At 40.7% G+C, this 22,537-nt stretch carries 26 protein-coding genes and 1 pseudogene; all 27 read right to left on the bottom strand.

Annotated features, from left to right (window positions below; translation table 11 throughout):
* Positions 1 to 60 precede the first annotated feature (60 nt).
* Positions 61 to 501 (bottom strand): SMI1/KNR4 family protein, encoded by a 441-nt coding sequence (locus MHI52_RS22265; protein WP_339283608.1) that lies wholly within the window; start codon positions 499 to 501, stop codon positions 61 to 63.
* A 2-nt stretch (positions 502 to 503) separates the two neighbouring features.
* On the bottom strand, positions 504 to 836 hold the full coding sequence (locus MHI52_RS22270) for an HNH endonuclease (RefSeq protein WP_339287240.1): 333 nt from the start codon (positions 834 to 836) through the stop codon (positions 504 to 506).
* A 156-nt stretch (positions 837 to 992) separates the two neighbouring features.
* A complete protein-coding gene (locus MHI52_RS22275) occupies positions 993 to 1,178 on the bottom strand; it encodes a hypothetical protein (protein ID WP_405157637.1) in 186 nt (61 codons plus the stop codon).
* Between the two features lie 109 nt (positions 1,179 to 1,287).
* Entirely contained in the window at positions 1,288 to 1,782 is a 495-nt protein-coding gene (locus MHI52_RS22280; protein WP_405157638.1) for an SMI1/KNR4 family protein, read from the bottom strand.
* Between the two features lie 26 nt (positions 1,783 to 1,808).
* On the bottom strand, positions 1,809 to 2,249 hold the full coding sequence (locus MHI52_RS22285) for an SMI1/KNR4 family protein (protein WP_253502147.1): 441 nt from the start codon (positions 2,247 to 2,249) through the stop codon (positions 1,809 to 1,811).
* A 100-nt stretch (positions 2,250 to 2,349) separates the two neighbouring features.
* Positions 2,350 to 2,889, bottom strand: a complete 540-nt coding sequence (locus MHI52_RS22290; protein WP_253502149.1) for a T6SS immunity protein Tdi1 domain-containing protein — start codon at positions 2,887 to 2,889, stop codon at positions 2,350 to 2,352.
* Between the two features lie 160 nt (positions 2,890 to 3,049).
* A complete protein-coding gene (locus tag MHI52_RS22295) occupies positions 3,050 to 3,496 on the bottom strand; it encodes an SMI1/KNR4 family protein (protein ID WP_253502166.1) in 447 nt (148 codons plus the stop codon).
* A 15-nt stretch (positions 3,497 to 3,511) separates the two neighbouring features.
* Positions 3,512 to 3,637, bottom strand: a complete 126-nt coding sequence (locus tag MHI52_RS22300; protein ID WP_339283613.1) for an HNH endonuclease — start codon at positions 3,635 to 3,637, stop codon at positions 3,512 to 3,514.
* A gap of 463 nt (positions 3,638 to 4,100) precedes the next feature.
* Positions 4,101 to 4,625, bottom strand: coding sequence for a hypothetical protein (locus MHI52_RS22305; protein ID WP_253502169.1), 525 nt, complete (start codon positions 4,623 to 4,625; stop codon positions 4,101 to 4,103).
* Positions 4,626 to 4,800: 175 nt separating this feature from the next.
* Complete coding sequence (locus MHI52_RS22310) at positions 4,801 to 5,100, bottom strand: Imm3 family immunity protein (RefSeq protein ID WP_221821893.1); 300 nt, start codon at positions 5,098 to 5,100, stop codon at positions 4,801 to 4,803.
* Positions 5,101 to 5,388 (bottom strand): annotated as a pseudogene (locus MHI52_RS22315) (Imm3 family immunity protein); the annotation flags it as partial.
* A gap of 705 nt (positions 5,389 to 6,093) precedes the next feature.
* Positions 6,094 to 6,594 carry a hypothetical protein gene (locus MHI52_RS22320; RefSeq protein ID WP_405157639.1) on the bottom strand — a complete coding sequence of 167 codons (501 nt, stop codon included), beginning with the start codon at positions 6,592 to 6,594 and terminating at the stop codon, positions 6,094 to 6,096.
* Positions 6,595 to 6,658: 64 nt separating this feature from the next.
* Positions 6,659 to 9,394 carry a hypothetical protein gene (locus MHI52_RS22325; RefSeq protein WP_405157640.1) on the bottom strand — a complete coding sequence of 912 codons (2,736 nt, stop codon included), beginning with the start codon at positions 9,392 to 9,394 and terminating at the stop codon, positions 6,659 to 6,661.
* A 161-nt stretch (positions 9,395 to 9,555) separates the two neighbouring features.
* Positions 9,556 to 10,011 (bottom strand): hypothetical protein, encoded by a 456-nt coding sequence (locus MHI52_RS22330; RefSeq protein WP_221821884.1) that lies wholly within the window; start codon positions 10,009 to 10,011, stop codon positions 9,556 to 9,558.
* 17 nt (positions 10,012 to 10,028) lie between these two features.
* Complete coding sequence (locus MHI52_RS22335) at positions 10,029 to 10,994, bottom strand: hypothetical protein (protein ID WP_405157641.1); 966 nt, start codon at positions 10,992 to 10,994, stop codon at positions 10,029 to 10,031.
* A 17-nt stretch (positions 10,995 to 11,011) separates the two neighbouring features.
* The gene (locus MHI52_RS22340) at positions 11,012 to 11,608 is read right to left on the bottom strand and encodes a hypothetical protein (RefSeq protein ID WP_221821881.1); all 597 of its coding nucleotides are present in this window, start codon (positions 11,606 to 11,608) and stop codon (positions 11,012 to 11,014) included.
* A 193-nt stretch (positions 11,609 to 11,801) separates the two neighbouring features.
* A complete protein-coding gene (locus tag MHI52_RS22345) occupies positions 11,802 to 12,281 on the bottom strand; it encodes an immunity protein YezG family protein (protein ID WP_154897029.1) in 480 nt (159 codons plus the stop codon).
* Between the two features lie 4 nt (positions 12,282 to 12,285).
* Positions 12,286 to 13,089 carry a DNA/RNA non-specific endonuclease gene (locus tag MHI52_RS22350; protein ID WP_405157642.1) on the bottom strand — a complete coding sequence of 268 codons (804 nt, stop codon included), beginning with the start codon at positions 13,087 to 13,089 and terminating at the stop codon, positions 12,286 to 12,288.
* Complete coding sequence (locus tag MHI52_RS22355) at positions 13,043 to 13,333, bottom strand: deaminase domain-containing protein (protein WP_405159411.1); 291 nt, start codon at positions 13,331 to 13,333, stop codon at positions 13,043 to 13,045. Before MHI52_RS22355 ends, MHI52_RS22350 begins: the two co-directional genes overlap by 47 nt.
* A gap of 462 nt (positions 13,334 to 13,795) precedes the next feature.
* On the bottom strand, positions 13,796 to 14,224 hold the full coding sequence (locus MHI52_RS22360) for an SMI1/KNR4 family protein (protein WP_127545071.1): 429 nt from the start codon (positions 14,222 to 14,224) through the stop codon (positions 13,796 to 13,798).
* 2 nt (positions 14,225 to 14,226) lie between these two features.
* Positions 14,227 to 17,544 (bottom strand): HNH endonuclease, encoded by a 3,318-nt coding sequence (locus MHI52_RS22365; RefSeq protein WP_405157643.1) that lies wholly within the window; start codon positions 17,542 to 17,544, stop codon positions 14,227 to 14,229.
* A 2-nt stretch (positions 17,545 to 17,546) separates the two neighbouring features.
* The gene (locus MHI52_RS22370) at positions 17,547 to 17,981 is read right to left on the bottom strand and encodes a DUF4280 domain-containing protein (protein ID WP_307543034.1); all 435 of its coding nucleotides are present in this window, start codon (positions 17,979 to 17,981) and stop codon (positions 17,547 to 17,549) included.
* A 15-nt stretch (positions 17,982 to 17,996) separates the two neighbouring features.
* A complete protein-coding gene (locus tag MHI52_RS22375) occupies positions 17,997 to 18,512 on the bottom strand; it encodes a hypothetical protein (protein ID WP_340906186.1) in 516 nt (171 codons plus the stop codon).
* Complete coding sequence (locus MHI52_RS22380) at positions 18,512 to 19,618, bottom strand: pentapeptide repeat-containing protein (protein ID WP_340906187.1); 1,107 nt, start codon at positions 19,616 to 19,618, stop codon at positions 18,512 to 18,514. The genes MHI52_RS22375 and MHI52_RS22380 overlap by 1 nt, the downstream gene beginning before the upstream one ends.
* A 38-nt stretch (positions 19,619 to 19,656) precedes the next feature.
* Positions 19,657 to 21,072, bottom strand: a complete 1,416-nt coding sequence (locus tag MHI52_RS22385) for a phage baseplate assembly protein V (protein WP_340906188.1) — start codon at positions 21,070 to 21,072, stop codon at positions 19,657 to 19,659.
* 21 nt (positions 21,073 to 21,093) lie between these two features.
* On the bottom strand, positions 21,094 to 21,729 hold the full coding sequence (locus MHI52_RS22390; RefSeq protein ID WP_405157644.1) for a hypothetical protein: 636 nt from the start codon (positions 21,727 to 21,729) through the stop codon (positions 21,094 to 21,096).
* Between the two features lie 31 nt (positions 21,730 to 21,760).
* On the bottom strand, positions 21,761 to 22,534 hold the full coding sequence (locus MHI52_RS22395) for a DNA and RNA helicase (protein WP_340984592.1): 774 nt from the start codon (positions 22,532 to 22,534) through the stop codon (positions 21,761 to 21,763).
* Positions 22,535 to 22,537 lie beyond the last annotated feature (3 nt).

Below are 22,537 nucleotides of genomic sequence, written 5' to 3' on the forward strand. Positions count from 1 at the left end.
CAATTTCGACTTATAACTCAAGTTGAAATTAGCTTTTCTGCATCCGTCATTTTCTAAAGATTAAACTTCATATAAACTATCTAGAAAGCTATCAAAAGAATCAGATATAAGAAACATATTGCTTATCTTTTCAGTAGGTTCTATATCATGAAGGAAAATATATATTTTCCCCGCATACTCTTCGCTAGTTCCCAGACAAATTTGATTTCCTCCAGAATCATCACCTATAGATATAAATTCGTTTGGGATTTCGCCATATAATGAGTCAAACACACTCGATAACTCATCGTAGGATTCATTGATATCTAGCCCATAAAGTGTGTTGAGAGCAGTCTCTCCTTCATCATCTGAAATTTTGAAAACATTTGGCTTTACATTACCACCGTTATACTCAAGCAAAAAATCGCGATATTGAACCGGAAGCACGACATCATATTTTGCTTCAAATTCCTCAATATTTTTTAATTTAATTTTTTCATTTGTGTTATAAATCGTTGCCATGTTTATTCTCCTTTATAATCATTTTTTCCCTTAAATGTAGACTGACCACCTATATGCCTAAAGTCCCTATGGATATCCTTCTGAACAAGAACCATTGTCTTTCCATCTTCATGATGATGCCAAGTGTACCCTGTTGGAGGTTTTTTTAGTTCAGAAACTGGTGGATCAGAATCCTTATTTAGTCCTGCTTCTAAGTTCGCCGTCTTAGAGTCCGCCTGAGGGTTTTTAGTAATAGTAATTTCTATTGTTACTGCTAGTTTAATAGTTGGATGGTAATATGCTGAAAAGTCAGGATACCCATTAGGATAAATAACCGATATTCCACTTTTGTTAATATATGTCCACCTTTATCCTACCATTTTTAGGGACAGGTGAATTCATAGGCTTCGTTTCCATTACTTCTTAAGTCATATCCGACAGTTCTAACTTCTTACCTTTACCCGTCTCCACAGTGCCTTCCGTATTTTCCTTCGGATTGTTTGTATCCTATTCTACCTTTGGTTTCTTCGGTTCGGATGATTTAGACGGTTTCGCATCGACTTGCCGTTTACCTTCGCCTTTTTTTTAGATGGAGATGGCTTCCACGTATTCACTTCATTCGGCGTTTCATTTTTTTCTGGTTTCGTATTCGATTTGGTGCTATTTTTCGGCGTTGTCGGTGCATTAGGTTCATTCATTTTATTTAGAAATCTTTTCTCACAAAAAGACCCATTCCACCTGAATAATACTGATGAAATAGGCCTTATAATTTTAACTTCTAATTTTTGAAATTATTCACGATTATTCCTACGTCTGAGAAACAAATAAACTATCCAAAAGGTCAGTGAAACTTTCTGTGATCAGTCTGATATGTTCTTCCTCTAGAGGAAGTTTCTTTTCAATATAATTGTCATAATCCATATCGAAACGATACACACTCCCTTTATTAGGTCCTTCTACTACAATACAAACTAAATTATTCCTCGGTGTCTCACCTATTGGATAATAAATTCTCGATAAAATATTTGCTTCTGTGTACAGACGATACTTTTGTTCTGAATTATTATTTAAATTATTAGACAAAGGAAAAAACATCAAAATAGAAGACTCTATTTCACCTTCTTTTTGGTCATCATTTGTAGTAAATCTCCTTCTAGTACCAGTTTTTCCACCATTCTTTAACATTAAAAATTTCTTATAATCATCAGGGAAAATCATATTATACTTCTTCTCGACTATCTCAATCTCCTGAAGACTTACAGGAGGATATGAACTTTTAATAATATTTTCATCTATATTCATACTTATCCACCCACCTATTAAGAAAGTCAATAATATTCATCGCTGGCCTCATGTAATGTTTCTAAGAGCTCAGAAAAACTGTTACATACCTCAGTAATGGAGTCCTCACCAAATTCTTCATTGTTAAGAAAAACAACTGAAGGTGAATTTTTACTTTTTCGGTAATCAAAGCAAAGCTGATTGCCAAAAGGATCTGTTCCAAATGGAAATATCTCTTTTGGCATGAAATCACTTATAAATTCATAAACTAAAACAATATTAGGCTCACTTGTAAAGCTTAGTAAATGGTCAAAAACTCCCTCTCCTCCATCATCATAGGAAAATATATTTGGTACAGGATGCCCACCATTATAGTTTTTAACACATTCTCTATAGTCATCAGGAAATTGTATACCATATTTTTTTTCAACCTTATTAATTATATCTTCACTAATATCTCCAACCGTACGTTCCCAAATTATTCCCATTGCTTACTCTCCAATTAGCTTTTATATACCTCCTATAGATGCCCCTTATAGAAAATAATCCATACTTTTAAACATTTATATCGGTCTCCATTTTTTATTTTCATTCCATTGGTCCCATAAAATGATTGATTATATATATATGCTCAATAAATTTAACTTTTTTTAAATTCTCAACTTTCTCTGCTCCACCTAATCCTAAAAGAGGCACATAGCCAAAACATTCATCGTAAGCAGGCTCTCCATATTTTTCAAACGCTTCAAGATAGGGAGACCAGTCAAGAGCTTTATTCAAAAAATATTCATCACTTATGTCCCCAAAAAAGTACTTAAAATTTTTCCCTATAACATTTACTTCATGCTTTCTGAAGTTAAGCGCCATTAAGTATCCATCTTCCCAAATCAATATATCTCCCATTGCTGTTGTAAATAGAGGAATTGCTAATTTTGCTCGACTGTAGGTATCTTGTAATAATTCTAAATACTGATCAGGATTAATAATTTTCAGATATCCATTGGAAAGACTACCCAGTCCATATTCCTTCCATACTTCAATTAGTTCAACAGGAATTCTCGATCTGTATTTCTCGATAATGCTTATAGGTATTTCTTTCTCAAAAACGAAATTCGGAATAGATGGCATACTTCTTTATACCTCCTTTAGCTCTTAAAACATTTCCTGTTTGAATCGTTTAGTGTTCTATCTGCTGGTTGTATTGTACGATCTGTTGTAAATATTTGTGTAACATTAACAGGCCTAAGTATATTGTTTTGTTTATTAAGTTAACAATGCCAAAAAATCTTTAAAAACTTTCCGCCAAAAAATAACTCACTGGATCGAATTCACCAGAATTTGCGTGATCCCAGACACAAACATTAGGAGAATTTCTAGATTCACGAAAATCTAAGCATATAAAGTCACCAGAAAATAGAACAGCTACTGGTAACAAGGAAACTCCTATTAAGTCCTCATCATCAATTAATCTCTCATCAAGTTGAGATTTTGTGGCATCAATATCAAATATTCCAAATCCATTGTCGGTTGGATCTTCAAGAATGCACAAAAATCTAGTAATTAAGTAATTATGACTATTACAACTAAAAGAACATCTTTCTGGAATGCCTCTGTTGTTTATCTTAACAAATTCTTTATAGTCTGAAGGCAATACTACCCTCCAAAAACCTTCTTCTTTTGACAATACCTGATCAGTTGGTAATGGATAGATAATAGATTTTGCTCTCGTTTCCACAATTTTTTTCCTCCCTTATCTCGGTGCATCTGCCCATATTCCGGTTGATCTACCACCATTATGAGTAGTAATGTTGTGTATACCAAAGGGAACTAATTGCATTTTCCCCGGTACTTCTGTGATGCCATGTATAAGGTCCATCGTTAACCGATTTCATTATGTCTTCCGGTAAATTTTATTCAGCCAGTGAAACTGCTCTGTGTCACCTTTTTTCCACAAATCTTTTGGAAGGTAATCTGTGTGCACTAATACACCAGCCCCTCGAAATCAGCAAAGCCGAAACAAATACCTTCTACTTTCTTTCACTTCAATTTTTGGTATAAGCTTTAATTCCGCAGCTTTATTTCTAATCAGTTTTCTTTGTTTACCTGTTAAATCAGCACCTCCCTGTACACTTTTTCGTAATTTATAAAAATCTATTACAAAACAGATCGACACCATTGGCTCTTTGACCAGGATCGATCTGTTTTATTTATGCCTATATCTACTTTGTTTACATTTCTTTTTCCGATCCCACTTATATACTGTCTTATCAGCGTATCCCGGACCTACTCCAAAAAATAATAACTTTTGAACTGATTAGTCTTCTAAAACCACTTTACGATTACTTTATTTTCTCATCCCAATTTTTGTCCAGTTTATCCAGACTATTTTCACTAATATCCATTGGTTCAACCGTGCTCATTTCTACAAAAACAATTCGAGAACGTGCAGCCCTTCCATAGGTTAACTCTCCATTATGGTATCTTATCCTCCCGCCTCTACTAAACAACTTTATAATTGGAGTATAGAGTCCTTGGAATTCAAGTGCTATCGACTCGTTTTCACCAGATAAATATGCCCATTTCAAATAGCTTTTACAAACTGATTTGACTAACCACTCATCCTTAATTTCGTTTAATTCATCACAGTATCCATATATTTCAATTGGCAACTTTATATCACAGATATCTGCTGCACTAAACACTGCAAGTCTCTTGTTAGGTTCTTGATCTATAAAATCATAAAAATGAGAACCTCTCCTTAAAAACTCATATAATAATATTCCATGTGAAGGTTTGTTAGGTTCTTCATTCTCCCAATTAATGTTTCTTATAATGGTTCTGGCATCTTCAAATATCTGATTCAACTAGCTGCCCTCCTAAAATTTAATTATATTAGTTAAATTATAAGATAGTGTCATCCGAATTAAAATATGGGAAATACTTTTGCGGAGGAGGTGCAAGATCATGAGCCCCCTCGTTAGGTGTTTTTCCAATCATACCTTCTATTAGATTTTATGATTCAATTTTACGATATGGTACTCATGATTTATAATTTTGAAGCTTAGTTAATACTTCCTTGATTCGTATAGAAAGATCTGATTGCTCAGCTTCTGTTAATTGTTCATCCACTTCATTCATATCGAATTTCTCGAATTCGCTTTTTATTTTCACAAATTCACGGATAAGTAGTTCTGCAAGTGTTGTTTTAACAACAATTTTCTCACTAAGTGTACTCCTACATTCACGATCGAAACGCTCCATTATTTGCTCAACGAGCCCACTCGTATCTTTCATGTCATTAATGATATTCCCAAAGTAATTTTTAACTTCATTCTCCATTTAATAGCAGTACAATCTTGAATATGGAATATATTCCGCATGTATACTTTCGATTCTATCAAGCACCATATCTCTTCGTTCTAATATGTCCTGGTACTCATCCGGAGTCGTTTCAAGTTGCAACTTGTTTAAATCTAAAGAATTTAATCCCTCAACTATCCTCTGTTTTGATTTTATGAATATACTTGAATGTGTTAAATAAATTCTTCCTTCTGCAATTAATATTACTGATTTCTCCCTTTCGCCTCTTTTTTGTATACCGAAGTATGCCTCAGTGGTACAAGCAAGTGCTTCAGCATTTACTCATTCTCTCGCTTTTATAATCAAAATACCTTTCATAAAAAGCACCAAATAAAGCTTCATAATTTCGTTTCATCTGCTTATCTCCTTTATTAAAACTCAACTAATTTGTCACCATTGTGGATTACTTCAATATCAATATTTGGATAATCTTCGTGGAATTTCTTAATAACTCTGCTCACTACTTGTATAAGTATTAATTTCAGTAAATAATTTTATTTTCCCATGGGCTTGTGAAGGATCATTTAATTTATCCAGTCTAGCAGCTAAATCATTTAGGATCTTATATCTGTATCATTATCTCCAAATCTTACACCTCCTCCTCTATCCGGCGCATGAGTAGCCTCATACTTAGGTTTAGGTAGCTTTATTGAATAATCAGCATAGTCTTTTGCCTTGTTATCACGATTCGATCCACTATGTGCATAAAATTCCTTTTTGTTTATACCTTCGATATTCACTTCTGAATATGCAAAATTCAGTTCATCTACAGTAGTGAGTAAATTTAAGAAACGTAATAAAGCTAAGAAAGAAAAAAAGTCAGTTGCGGTAATATACTTGACTCGTTATCTCCTGCTCCTTAATTGGCCGTGCATGGTGCGCATGGATGTTGGAGGTACAAATCAAAAAAACGGTCAATCATGGTAATATCTGACCATAATTGACCCGTTCGAGGTACGATATCGAGATTAACTAAACATCATTATTATTAAGATCAATTCTCTCCAAATTAGAGTCACTTATATCGGTTTCTAGCCTACTGCTATGAAAATCAATCCAATTTTCAAGAACAAAAGCAGCACTACCACAACTCAAAGCCCTGTCGCTATCGAATCTTAGTTTCCCACCTCTTTCAAAAAACTTAATAATTGGTTCATAAATAGTTGCTACTTTTAAGACTTCCGATAAGCCTTTTTCAACAACATATGCTGTTTCTAAATAATTTCTACATATTTTATAGTGTATAGGGTTGTTAATGTCAGGCAAACTTTCATCCACAATCCTATCAATTTCTAGCAGCAAATCATTGTTTTCAATATTTAGGACTCTAACTGGACTTCCTATTGGGCTTTGATTAGAAGTATAAGAACTTGTAAAGACAGCAATTCTTCTCAAGTATTCAGCTAACAGAGCTGAATGTGATTCTTTGGGCTTTTCTCCTGTATTCCAGTCTATTTCATTTATTTTTTTCACCGCACTACTAAAAGACAATCTCATATTCATCACCTTTTTTGATTTTATAAAATCTCGAACTTTCCTACTTATATCCAGGAAATGTTCCAAATTCAGGTTGTGGTACAGCATTATCATGTGCACCAGGAGGCTTTGATTTCCAGGTTTTCGACTCGAAATCCCAAGAACCTGGATGCCTATAGTATTCTTCCCCAGAATCCATTCGGGCTTTTTCATCTAATTCATGTGCTTTTAACTGTTGAAACCATTTTTTCTGATCAGGAGTCAGTTCTCCATCCAGAACTTTGTGATAAGCATATATTACTTCGGGATCAGGTGTTAATCTAGTTTTATAAAAGTATAAACCTTTCTCATCGTAAGCTGGAAGATCATATTTATTAAGAAACAGATGTGATTTTAAATCAATTGCATCCTGTAACTCCAAACCTGTATTCTTAGCAAAATCCTCTATATCTTTCAATCCTGTACTTCTTATTTCTTCAGCTTTCTTTTCAGCAGCAATTTCAATCTTAAATTTAAATTCTTCCTCGGGAGGATCACCATACCTCTTCGTATCTTTTCCCGTCCCCTCAGCCTCTGATTCACTTTTTTGTCTTTCTTCCTCTTCCCTTTTACTTTTCTCCTCCTCTTTTTTCTTTTTATCATCTTTACCTTTTCCTTTTTTCTTAGATGAATCCTGTTTCCACTGATTATGACTGTTGGGAGTCTGATTATCTTTTTTGTTAGCGCTAGATGAGCTTGTTCCTTCACCTTCACTCGACTTTTTCCCTGTACCTGTATTCGATCCTGTAGTATCCGCTTCTCCGGTTGTTTGGGTCTTCTTACTGGTATTCGGAGTTGGATCCTCTATCTTTCCACCACTTGATGATCCTGTTTCTTCATCATCGCCAGGCTTCTTCCCTGTACCTGAACTTGAACCCGTACTATCCGTTTCACCGCTAGATTTGGACTTCTTACTAGTGCTCGGTGTCTGACCCGTTTTCTTGCCACTGCTTGGTGAGTTTGTGCCTTCACCGTCGCCAGACTTCTTCCCTATACCTGGACTCGATGCAGTAGCATCCGTTTCACCTGACGATGAAGACTTCTTACTGCTGCTCGGGGTCTGATTCGGTTTCTTGCCATTGCTGGAGGAACTTGTTCCTGCCCCGTCACTTGACTTATTCCCAGCGTTCGAGCTTGTTTTCCCTCCGGAACCCACTTCCCCGGCATTCCCCGACTCTTTGGGCTTGTTTTTTCCCAAGTTGCCCCAAGGCTGAAACCGGATGACCTGGCTCTCTTTATAATAATCGCTGACGGCTTTAACCATCACATCTTTTGACTTTTTCACAAATGTCTTTGTTTTACTTGTAGCCGGTTTGTCTGTCGTCGTTGTTCCTTTAGAAGCAGCACTTGGAGAACCTGTTGTTCCTGGATGGTCTGAGGGTTCGGGTACACCTGAAGAACCCTTTTTCGTGCTTACTCTGCCCGTAAATCCATTGAACTCCCCGTCCAATCCTTTCATAGTCATCTCGTGTTGCTCGAATTCACCCATCAGGGTAGATAATTCTTCTTCGCTCATGGGAGCCATAATTCGCCGGGCAAGATACTTCTTCTGTTCGACCGTCAGATTCTGTTTCTGCCAGTAATTATAGTCACCCATTTCCTCGGCGGTGATGTCTATTCTTCCGATATCTCGAGCAATGCCGTTATGATAAGGGCCAAAAAAGAGTTCATATTTAATGTCATTCTGCTTCACATCCCCATAATACACGAGTGCTTCCTTCAACTCTTGGTCAACCTGTTGATGCGCCCAATGCTCCCTCGTATTGCCTGGAATCTGATAATACATCTGGCTAACTTCCTTTTCCTGCTGATGCAGTTTCTTCACAAAATCCATAAAGGAAGTAGCCGTGCTTAACTCTCGTGCTGCTGAGACAACTTTACCAAATAATTGGTGCTTATAAGCCTCTTGTTGCTGCATCTTGCCCACGAAATCACCATTCAGATGATTCAGAAGTTGTAGGGCCGAAGGCTTAAAGGATCCTACACTTGGGATGTTCCCGATCAAGCCGATTGCTGCAGCGCCAACGACAACGGCCTGTGCCGCAATGGCTGGTGCACCTCCAAGCATACCCAAAACGGGGATCATGCCCGCCATGGCGACCGCTGCACCAAACAGGGAGACCTCCTTCATGTTAACCACGGAAGGCTGCATAGCAGCTGCTTCGGCTGCATTTGCTGCTTGAGCTGCCTCATATTGTTCAAGCGGAATAAGGGGCGGCTCCGGCGGCAAATCAGCTACCACGACCGGTGCCTTATGGCTGCCTTCCTGTTGGAGCAGTCCAGCACGAACATCAGCTTGTCCATCCAATATAAAGCTGCTTCCTCCGCCAAGAAGCCAAATTGCTTCAGGGGCGGTTGCTTTAATCTGACCTGCTTTAAGTGATAGACTGCCACCCTGAATCGAGATGTTACCTGCACTCTGCATCATTACACCTTGGTCATTCAGTGTGATGATTAATCCAGCTCCAGCCTGTACGGTCATCTCATCCGATGACATACCAATAGATGGTCCGTCAGGATGGCCCCACAGTTTGTGTTGCGTTCCACTGGAAACCGAACGCTTGCTTTCGGGGACTGCATGACGAATATAAGCCTTGGACTCGCGACTTCCGGGAATGTACAGTTTCACCGTGTCACCAAGCTCTGGCATCAAGAGCAGATAGATCGTGGTTTTCGCATATGATGATCTTCTAGCATCATACGATGTGCAGTCATGAGCAACCCGGACTCCATACTGTTTATCCAAATCTTTAGTCATTTTTCTTATTATGTTTCACTGAATTTAATTCTTAAGACTTTATGGATCATATAGTTGATCAGAGTTTTGACTTTTAAAACGCAAGATTAACCCTTTCTAAAAAACCTCAAAACAAATAAGCCCCAGTCAAATAACTGGAGCCTGTCTGACTTATCTCTGAACTAAATATACAACTGGATATGACGCTCTTTTTCAGGAATATCTTCATCTTCTAGTAAATCCACTTCGGTTAGCGCACCCTCATGCTTAAGTTCGGCGATGAACAATGCATAGAAGTCTCCTGCTGTCGGATAGGAGAATAAACCATATCCTTTTCGAGAAATCAGCTTGTTTACCTCCCTAATTTTCTCAGGGAGATATTTGTAGTCAAACTCTCCCAACTCTTCTAGCTGATCTGCAGTTCCCAATTCGATATCATAGGCATACTCATAGTCTAAGATGTAATTGACGATTTCCTGATCCACTTCTCCTTTGTAGTCCAGAAATAAAAACCGTTTGGTCGCTAAGCCATGATTCAGCATACTATAATACGCCAGTGATTCATCCGGATCATTCAAAATTATGTCGATATCCTCTGTATCATCGAAAATTAACGGCACCAAATCTTCATCTGCCATGCAGTCTTCCTCCTCTCCTATTCAAACAGAACTCCATGGTGGTTTGGGATATACTCTGGATAGTTTTTGCGATAGAAGTCATCAATCATTCGTAAAACGGGATCCCACTCTGGATACGGTTCAGGATCTTGAATGTTCATTTTAGCCTCCGGTGAGTTCATCAGGAAATCATCAAAATGACTTGGATTAGGCAGACCTTGTTTTTTTCTCACATGAAGCAAATACAAAATTTCATAAGGATAAAAAGCGTAATCATAATTACCAAACTCAAGCGATTTCCCTAACTCTGCAGCGAGCATGGAATGATGTTCGGACATTCTTCCAAGCAAACGCGTAATTTCATCCAAATCAGGCGTATTCCATTGTTCCAATACTTCTCTGTAGATTCCAAGTTCTTCTGGAATCAAATCACATGGCTGTCCCTTATCTGCTAATGCGGACTTCACAGTCAAGTGAACATTTTTATTAGTTCCTTCTATTGTTTGATTGGTGTGTTGTAGATACAACTCTACTAAAAACCAGATATGTTGATTCCAATCATTTGCTTCCATTAAATTATCTCCAAGATATTTGACTATAAAATCAAAAAATATCTTTTCCTCTTTTACCCATCCGTATAAATTGAAGTGCACTAATGCAATGATGCTATACTCAAAAGAATAATCAATCAATTTCATATTCGGATAACGATCTTTATAAATATGACTACCCATGCACTGATAAAATTTTATTTGTTGGTTTTTTTTTAGCGCACTTACATTTCGACCGTTTTTAATCAATACGTCATTTTTCCACACATCTAACCAAAAGGAAGATATATTATCCATATCAATTAATAGAATGTGATCTCTCTCTGTATCATTAATATCGATGATTTCAACAATCTCATTTTTACCTTCTTCGTATTCATTTACGGCATTACTACCAAAAAAGTTTTTGACATACCTTTTGTAGGCCAAATGCATTTTTTTTGAATTAACCATTGTGTTCTCCTTAAGTTTTATTTTATCTCCTTACTCCAATCTTTTACTTTTACAACATCTACTCCAAAACCAACCGAAGTTTTCGAAATATCAACCTCTACTCTGATATACTCAAACTCCAACCCTGGGTTATCTTTTAAAAGTTTCTTGTACTTTGCTTTAAAATCCGCAAAACTTTTATTTTTACGGCTTGACATCACTTCAAAATATTTAGCACCACCCAGTTTTTGCTCTGTTGAATAATTGAAATTTCCCCACTCGGAAGTCTTAGCCTCAATCATGGTTAATTTAGGAGGCGGACCTTTGGACAAAAAGGCTCCATCTATGCCGTTCCTACCAACTTGAAATTGATCGGAAATATCCTTACCCAGATTGTTGTTTATTGCGATTTTTTTCGCAACTTCCTCGCCAAAATCACCCTTATCATGATCATAATATTTTGTATTATCGATTTTTCGCTCATACCCTTCTACACTGGATAAATCAAATTTACTACTTATATCATCTGGAGTATCCAGTTGATTGATTGAATACCTTACTCCGTTGTCTTGACTGATCATCAGCTTATTTAAAAGTTGTGAGAAAACGAAGGTAATAAAAAAGAGGTCAATCATGGTGGTATCTGACCATAATTAACCTGTTTGATGTATAGGAATAGCGTTATTTAAATTATAAAATTAAAGCAATTGATTTGCGTACAACCGAAATGATGAAATCTTTATACGGGTATTACATGGGTTAGTTGTGTTATTGGTCGAATGATGGATGTAATCGGCACTGGGTAGTCCTACCAAAGAAAAATGGCATTTAATTCGCTTCTTCAAACTGCTTCATTTTTTCGATCTTTATTCTGTCATTCTCTTCTTGTGGAATATTATTCAGATATTTACTTTCCCAATATTCTAACCTGTCTGAAGGGCCAAAATTGGATTCTCCCCATTTTGTATAGTCGTATATTATATTTAATTTTCCTTCAGATGTAAGTTTCATGGTTATTGAAAACCAAGGCTCTTGTCCATCTTCTATAAATATATTTTTTAGATCATTGGTAACTTTCAACAACTTTCTCATAGTTTTTTTATATATTTCTGAATTAATATTGTAATTCTTCAAAATATCTCGGCAATAAACATAATCATGTTTATTTATTGGTTTGAAGAAAAAGAAAACACCCCCTTCTCCATTTTCTACCTCGCCATTAAAATAAAAATTTTCCCAATCTTCAGGTATCAATTCATTTATTGTTTCTGCTATCTCTCTATATAAATCATTCATCTGCTGTTCCATTCTACTAACCTCCCGGTTGATTCTGTATTGTAATAGTAACTTCTTTTTTCTTCCCTATTTGGTAAGTTACTTCGAATGAATGTGGTCTCATTGAACTTCCTGAATAGACTGGTTCAATTTTCACAGTAACTTTTTTAGGTGGTACTTCATTCAGAGCATTCGCCCATTCAGTTTCCATTTCATACCATTTTCCGCCACTTCGATTAATTTGGCTATTCTGTGGCACTAAGTTATCGATATCCTTTGGTCCTTTAAACTGTGCCCCTATCAAGTGTCCACCATCGTCATCAGGTAACCTACCTTGCCCTTTTCCTACCGTCCTCTGGGCATATTCACTACGGTCTCCTTTACCAAGTACAAGTGCTCCTTCACATTCAATAATACGCCCTTGACTGTCCGTACGATAATTATAACCATCTGGTGATGTGTATTCTATATTTGGTTTTAAAACTTTTTTTCTATTCTTTCTTGTAAAATGATCACCATACTTAACTGTTTCATAGACTACTGGTGCCGGTTTAACAGCTTGTCCCGTCCCCTCAGTGCCTTCCGGATTATCCTTCGTTTTGTTTGTTTTAGGATTCTCCTCTGGTTTCTCCGGTTCGGATGATTTAGGTGGTTTCATATCGGCTTGCGGTTTACCTTTGTCCTTTTTCTTAGATGGAGCTGGCTTCCGCGTATTCACTTCATTCGGCGTTTCATTTTTTTCTGGTTTCGTCTTCGATGTCGTGCTATTTTTCGGCGTTGTCGGTACATTAGGTTCATTCGTTTTCGAAGAAGGTGTTATCTCTTTTTCTTGTATTTCCACCCCTATCTAGTGCAAGAGTGGCCTCATACTTTGGTTTAGGTGGCTTTAACGAGAAATCAGCATAGTCTTTTGCCTTGTTATCTCTATTCAAACTACTATGTGCATAAAACTCCTTTTTGTCTATTCCTGTTATGTCTACTACGGGATATGCAAAATTAAGCTCATCTTTAAGCCTATTAGAAAGCTTGCTTCTTAATTCCCCTACTCTATCAAGAATATGCGCCTCCTTTTTCGGATCAAGCAGTCTAGTAGGAAATACTTTACCCTAACTTACATTTGAACCATCATTTCCCGTCCCCTAAGTTGTAATCTTAAACAGGATAATGAAAAATGTAGCAATCAGGCTTCCAATTGGCACCCATTATATCAGCTTACTTACCGACCGAACTAAAGCGGACAGGGGCGATTCCTGTCAACATTCTTATTATATAAATAGTAAGTTTAAAGTGTTTTGTAACAGCTTTTTTCATTGAGCATTACCACAATGGCATATCGAGATCAACCAGCGATTTATGATCAAGCTACTTTATTTTCGGCATGCAAAAAAGCTCATTCCTACTAAAGGTCCAAGTGGGAAAGAGCTTTTGAAAGTTTATCCAGTGTTTGAATCATTTTGTGTTTGGTTTGTTGGTTGTATTGTACGATTTTGTTGTTGGGCTTGTAAATAAGTTCATACTAAGTGTCTTATTACGGGCAATGCTAGCCTTTAATATAACTTATCAAAAAATTCATTAAAACTGTTATTTAATAAGAACATATTATCCATTTCTTTATTTGACTCCATGTCATGCATCCAAAGGTATACTTTTCCTAAGTATTTCTCACTAGTTCCAATACAGATCTCGTTCCCCCCTGGATCACTAGCAATCGAAATAAATCCCTCAGGCAGCTCACCATCTAAAACCTCAAATACCTTAGACAGATTCCCCTTCATATCACCGATCCCATAAAATTTATTTACAACACTTTCACCCTCTTCATCAGAAATTTTAAATGTAGATTCTTGAGGATACCCGCCATTATATTTAAGCAAAAAATCAACATACTGCTCAGGAAGCTTAAGATCATACTTACCTTCAAATTCATTAATTTCATTTATAGTTATTTTCTCGTTTCCTCGATCCATATTCGCCATAACTATTCTCCTTTTTTATTTTTTCCATTGACTGTAGACTGACCACCGATATGTCTAAACTCCCTATGAATATCTTCATCGACAAGGATCATCGTCTTTCCATCTTCATGATGATGCCATGTATAACCCTCAGGAGGTTTATTACTTGCTGGCACGGGTGGATCAGAATCCTTATTAAGCTTTGCTTCTAAATTTGCTTTTTTAAAGTCTTCTTGTGGATTTTTAGGCACAGTTACTTCAATTGTTACTGGTTTAACAGTAGGATGATAATACTCTGAAAAGTCGGGGTAGCCATCTGGATAACTCACAGATTGCCCTTTCTTATTAGTATATGTCCAAGTTCCATTCTTATCTATTGAGATGTAACCACCCTTATTATACCATTTATGTGGAACAGGTGAATTCATCGGTTTAGTTTCCATTATTTCTTTAGTAAAATCTGACAGTTCTAACTTCTTACCTTTCCCCGTTCCCTCAGTACCTTTCGAACTCTCCTTCGGTTTATTTGTATTCTCCTCTGGTTTCTTCGGTTCAGATGATTTTGGTGGTTTCGTATCAGCTTGCGGTTTACCTTTGTCCTTTTTCTTCGTTGGCGGCTTCCAGGTATTCACTTCATTCGGCGTTTCATTTTTTTCTGGTTTCGTCTTCGATGTCGTGCTTGGTTTCGACGTTGTCGTTGAATTTCCTTCATTCTTTTTCGAAGAAGGTGTACTATCCGAATTTTGTTTCGGTTTCGACGGGTTCTCCCCAGGTTTAGAGGTCGATTCCGTCCCACTGTTTGCTGTCTTACCGCCTCCAGAAGCAGCCTCACCCGTTTTGTTCGTCTTACTGTTGCTCCAATGACTTCCTCCACCAGATGCGATTCGCATCTTCTGACTTTCTTCCCAATACTTTCGGACAAATGTCTTGACTTTGGGCACTATGGGCGAAGGCGGGCTTTTGCTCACTTTGGGCGGCGTTGTTCCACTTGCCTGCGGGATAGACCTGACCGGGCTTACAAAACCGCTTGCCGAACCTCCCCTGCCCTTAAAATTAAATTCCGTATCTAGACCTTTTTGCATTGCGTCATGTTGGTAATATCCATCCCATAGTTCAGCAAAGGCTTCATCGCTCATAGGGGCCTTTAGCCTCCATGATAGATACTTCATCTCCTCAAGGCTTAGCCCTTGTGCCTTCCAATAATCATAACTCCCTAGTTCCTCTACAGTGATATGAGGCCTGCCAATATCGAAGGTAATATTCGCAAAATGAGGCCCTACGAAAAGAATATCGTATTCCTCCGGGTTTTCCATCACTTTATTGTAATAATCCAGCGAACTTTTCAGTTCCTGATCCGCCTGTTGTTTCGTCCATTTCTCTCGAATATAAGCTGGAATATCATAGTATGTGGCACTAATTTCCTGATGTTGCTGATGCAACTTCTTGAGTAGATCAATGGGGGAAGTCGCTGTAGTCAACTCTTTGGCGGCCGTCAACATTTTACCCAGCATCGTCCATTTCGCTTCGTTCTCCTGCTGTTGGAGCTCAGCAAAACCATTCGTAAATCGGTCCAGCAAATTCAGAGCCGAAGGCTTGAAGGAGCCTATCTTCGGCACGCTCGCGATGAGACCCGTGGCAACGGCAGCAATGCCTACGCCGATGGCTGTCTGGGCAGCAATCCCCCCTAGAGCTCCCAGGATCGGAATCATAGCAGTGATGGCCAATGCAGCTCCAGCCAACGATCCATCTTTCGGGTTCGTCGTTGATGCCTGCGTCACTGCAGCAGCCTCTGCGGCTGTTGCGGCCTGAGCCGCTTCGTACTCCTCAATCGGCATCAGCGGTGGCTCTGGCTCCGGAGGCAGATCCGCCACATGAACAGGCGCTTTGTTGCTGCCCTCCTGTTGCAATAGACCTGCTCGTACGTTGGTCTCCCCATCCAAAATGAAGCTACCACCCCCGCCAAGCAGCCAAATCGCTTCTGGTGCTGTAGCTTCGATCTGTCCGGCCGCAAGCAGGATATTGCTGCCTTGAATGGACAGATTGCCTGGACTACTCAATACGATCCCCTGATCATTCAAGGTAATCGTTAACCCCGATCCGGCTTGCAGTGTAACCTCCTCAGGCGACATCCCGATAGAGCTCCCGGCAGGATGCCCCCAGACTTTATGGTCTGTCCCTCCGTTAGTGGAACGTTTACCCTCAGAGATGGAATGACGAATGTACGCTCCGGATTCCAGACTACTTGGAAAATATAATTCCACCTGATCCCCGATCTCAGGCATCATGTATAATCCGCTATGCCCTTCCGCAGCATAAACTGGCGCGACCGGATAGGGGCAGGCGGAACCTTGCGTCATCGGGCCCTCGTCCATGGGCAATTTGATCTGAATGTGATCATGAATCACGCGGACCACCTCACCGTACAGCGATAACCCGATCAAGTCCGATAGGTTGCATCTAGGTACATGAATGTGGTCTTCGAGTACCATGCGGTAGGTCGTCATGAGCAGCCCGGATTCCAATCGCGAATGGGCATACACCACGGTCAACTCTCTGCCATCCGGAAGTTCAACTTTGTCTCCAAGTGCATAGGTCTCGGCACTTTCCAGCGTATACTGCAATTCGCCTTGCGTGCCCTTGGGACCCTGAATGATATATCGATCTTCCGTTCCGGAGCTAAGCCAATCAATTCCGGCCAGCTGCTTACGAACCTGATAAGGTTGGTCTTCTGGCCATTTCCACAACTTACCTGCGGGCAAACCGATATACAGTTTGGGTGATGCCGCTGTGATTTCCGGGACCAGCACTGTACCGAATCGCGAGGCAAGCCTGCGTAGGAACATCCAATCGGTCTCTTTATATTGTAATACAAGTCCGCTCAATGAGGTATTTCCGGTAACCTGATCCATGACATCCGAATAGCGGTAAGAATTCATAATGAATTGAATGAGTTCCTTGAACGTCCACCCTCTGTTTTGAAAGGCTCGTTCCTCAATTCGCATATCCATTTGATAGGAGTTGGACAAGGCTTCCAGTTCGAATCGATAGACCCCTCCCGACAAATGAACCGAGAGCGATGTCATTACGCCATGGAAGAGTCTCCTCACTGATCTACCATTTTCATCGACTTGTCTGAGTACGATAGATTCCCCTTCAGCCTGAACTTGAAGAATGCCCGGCCCATCCTCTTCCGGAATTATACCGCTGACGTAGAGTTTCGCATGCTCGTTCACTTGGCGGGTAATTTGCACGCCTTCTAACGACTGTGCACGATAAGGCCAATATAGACGTATTTGCTCATAGCCGATCTGGTCGAGTTTCTTCTCCGTAATTTCATTCATCGTCAAAAGTCCAATTGCTGTCCGTCATTCTCTATGACGATATCTCCGCCATACAGACACTTGTGCGTACAGTGACTGAGCAGTGCAGCTTTCCCTTCCACCTTGGTATCTCCCTTTCCATGAAGCCAAGGCATGGTCAGCACGGGAACACAAGGCGCTTTCTTAACCCCATAGATGTCAACCATCGTGCTTGCCGCTACTGCTGGATTAGCTGGATTGGAACAGTTACCGAATGATCCAATATGAATACCTGGAACATAATCCTCGACAGTCATCTTCGCCTTCCCCTTGATATATACGCCATGACTGAATGGTATCTTCAATCGTGTACGCTGCGTCCCGCAATTGCATTTAAGTATTGCTCCTGCAACGACATAGCTTTTAGAGGCTTCTCCAGCCGTATGAATCTGGGCATCATGATCTTGACTTCGCACCATCATAACCTCTCCCTTCTAATTCGTTTGTTCCAAGTCCAACGGAATGAATTGTACTCCTGCCACATCTCGCCGCAGAATGCTCTCCGACAACGCCAGATTGACAATGATCACGGTTTCGCGCAGCTCCATCAATTGGAACAGGGGTACATCCGGGAAATCTCGCTTCAGTACGATCCGCTCCAGACTTCCATCCATGCGCCGACGGGTATGAGGAGATAATACGTTTGCCAGTGCAGGAGGATGAATGGCCCAATACGTCTCTTGGGTCATTCGCTCCTTGTCCGTTAATACGGTAGCCCTTCGCTTGAGCTGAGGACAATACAAAATAAGTGTTTCAAGCAATTGATCTGAAACTAAGGGAACCGGCTGTTCCAAATAATCGGTATAATCGACATGGAATCCGCTTCGCACATAAAGGTTAATGGCTGTATGCTCACTGCCCGAATCATGAAAAGCCTGATTCCAGGTCCTGCGTTGCAGTTCACCGACAGGCTCAGTCTCTACGCGGTGTATCCATCTGGGATCGGCCATTAGACGAAAGTATCGGATAACCCTCGCCTCCTCTCGTCATCGTCAAAAATCGCACCCTCCACATCAGCACCCTCCCATAACGTATCTGTTAGATTAGCTCCACAGAATATGGCTCCACGAAGGTGTGCCCCTCGGAAGTCAGCACCTGAAAGGTTTGAATTCTCGAAGTTAAGCGCATCGTATTCTGGACCCTGAGCGAGTCCTTCCGGATGTCCTACCTCCCCTATGATCTCCCTGAAAACAGCTCTTTCCAGAGAACACCCGCTGAAATCTGCCCCATATAGAATGCTTCCGGTGAAATCGGTATTCTCCAGACTACAATTGCGCCAACGTGTCCCTATCAAGATACAGCGTTGAAAATCGGTAGAATGCAGATCGATACGATCAAAACGGCTGTAACGAAAATCCAGATCGCTACATTCCATTTCGCTCATATCCAGTCCCTGAAAGTGCGCGTACACGACCTCAAGACCATCACTTTCTTCCAATGCTTCACCAATCTCCTCAATGCTCCTATTCCTTCGATCAAGACGAAATACGCACTCACTAGCATCCAAGTATTCTCCTACACGTACTTCGAATATCTGTTCCAGATCCATAAGAGAGTTCCATTCGAAGTCCTCCAGCGCGCGACAGCTACGGCGTATAAAATGTACAAGATATCGATTCACCAACGCCGCTTCCTGTAACATGATTCGGTCCAGTTCTACCGCTGTAACGGTTCCTTGATAGTGAGGAAGTTCTTCTCTTAATCCATTGAGCATCCGTTCAAGACACTCATAGGCCCAGTGGGAAGAATAGAATGAACGGATGGGTGTTCGATCCAGCAACCATGAAGCATCATATGCCTCGACCAGGACATTCATCGCCCCTCCAAGAAGTTCTGTTCGCAACATAGAATATTGAATGTATGCGATCGGCCCTTTCGCCCCACGCTTTTGGGCGTCGCTGACTTCCTGAATCATCAACCTGAAATGACTTAGGAACTCGGCTGTCAATTCCGTATACCTTGTATGCAACGTATGCTGCAAATCATCCATAAGTTTGGCCCGCGCAGGTTTTACCTGATGGGTATAAAAATGCAACATAGATTCCTTGCGATCCATTGGAAATTATCCCTCCTGCCCATACGTCACGTATCATGCTAGTTGGCTTTCACTTCTGATCCACTCATTTTTGCCTGTCCATCCAATTTGAATGTCCCTCCCCCGCCTTCCAGCAACAATTGTGAATCGGCAGACAACGTTATTTTCTTCCCGGCTTTGAGCGAGATATTGCCCCCGGCAGACATCCGAATCTGCTGGCTTCCGATGATCTGAATGCCCTCGTCCCCGCTGAGACGAATGAACACCTCGCCCTCTTTGCTGCTAATGGAGATGGAATCTGGGGTCAGTCTGATTTCTTTGCCATAAGGCGTACGGAAAATTTTATGATCCGGTTTGTTCAATTGGTTCGTTCCAGTTACCTTGTTATCCAGACGGGGTGCTCCTGTCGCATAGGCTTCTTCTTCGTTTTGCGTAGGAAAATATACGGCCACCGGATCACCCACTTCAGGCATGACATACCAACCTGTCTGCCCCTCTGCGATGTATGGAGACTGATACAACAACCACAACGCTTCCTCTTCCTCCTGTTTTTCATCACAGTCCAGCTGAACTCTTACATGACCACCATGCACTGAAAGGATGCGACCAAGTAATGAGCTTCCGGCAATTATCGAATTGTAATATGTCTTTTGTCTTAGTCCTCTATGAAGGCTAAGTACATATTGGTGCTTCACTATTCCTCCCACAAGCTCGGTATATGCCTCAGTCACATATAGGCTTCTGCCTCGGAAGGTAATATGATGTCCAAGCTCCATCACCTGATCTGTCTCGATTTCATATATAATGAAATCTGATTCGTTAACCTTTAACGTATCGTTTTCGGTAAAGTACATGAATGGTGCCATGTTTTTGCGGATTGTATAACGTGTATTGTCCAGATCGATTGAGTTTCCGTGCTCAAAGACGCCAAAATAAAATTTGGGGCTGTCAAACTGAGCGGCCGGCATCAAGCTGGTGTGAAAGCGAGAAGCAAGTCTCCTGAGAAATGCCCAATCCGTTTCTTGATATTGCACGGCAACCTTCCCGATCTTGGCCCCCCCTGTTCCCTCATCAATCACGTCCAGCCCCGGATAATCCTGATCCAGTTTCTTTAACAAATCGGGTAACTTCATTTTGACATTTTGAAATGTACGCGTTCGTTTTGTAATGTCCATCCGGTATGTATGTGAAATGGCCTCCACGTGGAGCGTATATACGCCTCTGACAACCTGCACTTCAACAGATAGTGGAATGCCTTTGAACAGAGGCTTCTTATTGCCATCCTCATCTTTTTGCCACACTTCAATTGGGGTATTTTGATCCGTAACATCGACATAGCGATCCTTCCATTCCTCAGACACCATGCCCTTAAACACGAGCCGAGTGTGTTCATTCATTTTTTTCCGGATCGTCAGTTCTTGCAAATGCACCAGTTCATATGGTTCAATAATCAGATTCTCATAAGTCAGGCTCATGTTTCTCATCTCCTTTCAACTTCAATGGATCGCAAGTGAATTTAGAATCGTCTCGCCAGGCTCCAGCCAATCGCGCTTTTCTTCATCCGTGCAATTAAATCCGTAAACAAGAACTGACTGGTCTAAAATCGAAAAACCGATATGGTTATAAATCTGATTATTCAACCCCTGAACGGAAAACTGACAGTATCCCGTGAACTGTCCCGTTCCAGTAATTCGAACGCCATGTTTCTCCCATTGTCTGATTGGCTGCGTTCCACGAATGACATTGGCCATCGTTTCAGTAAAGGAAGTCAGCTCCTCTTCCGAAATTCGATGCTCCAGTCTGTTAAACGTAAAATTGACTGTCCCTGAATCATTGGTATATATCCATTCCGGCCGATGAGACGAAGGATACTTCATGCTCGCTTCCTTCTCTGAAATTAAACGCAATGAACGTGGAAGGGATATGGCTACCCTACTATCGTACAGCTCGGTTCGTTTTAGAAATACGCTTTCCTTTCCAATACGGAGCCTCGCTGGCAGCTCTGCTGAATCAACAGCCTGGGATTTATGTGCTGATTTAACCGCCTTTTCTACTTCACTGTTCTGACCATTCTCTTCATTTTCACGATGGTTATATAATATGGGAATTACTTTTCGATCGAGATATTCCATATCAAGAACAACTTCCTTTCCTTGTGCTGAATCAATCCACAATCATACGATGTGGTCCGCCCACCGGCATACCCGAACGTCCCGTTCCCCGACCTGCATTCGCCAGTATGCGATCCAGATATCGATGAATCTGCGCATTATCATATTCTCTGTACTCCAGCCCTAATCGACTAGCAATGTGATGCAAAATGACGCTACGCGCAACCGTTCCTTCATTGAGACACATCATGGCGAAGACCAGATCCTGGGGATCAGAGGTCCCCGTTCGAAGCAACCTCTCGGCATAATCCTTCATGACAACAGGAGATAAGGTGCTTGCCCCCTCGGCTGCATAAGGGACATGAATGACATGCAGGGTGTTGAACTCCGTTGCCAAGTCGGCAAAGGTCTGGTAGTCACGCCGCAGCCGGGCCCCTTCCTTCAGCTTGAATCGAGCCAGCTCCAACTCTCTCGATGTGCACGTTGTCTCTTCATCCAAGAGCAGCTCTGAATGGCTTATCGTCATGTCACTCACGGTCTCCTCCTCGGTAAACTGAAGCTTCAGCACATTGACCCGTCCCGTAGCTTGGTATGCCAGTTCCATAGGCTCTGTCAGCATATAAAGCCTTCCATTATGCAGCACCATCCCAGGAGCGACGACCAATTTGTCCGGGAACACTTCTACCTCTGCACCTGCAAGAATGCCATCTGCATAACCGCGATAGTACAGTTCGATGAAGTCTCTGGGGTAATCACGTAGCCCCTCCAACATGGATGTTTTCAGAATTCTTCCCTTGTTAAAATGCGGATACGAATATGTGAACATGAG

This window comes from Paenibacillus sp. FSL H8-0283 (assembly GCF_045040675.1).
GTDB lineage: Bacteria > Bacillota > Bacilli > Paenibacillales > Paenibacillaceae > Paenibacillus > Paenibacillus amylolyticus.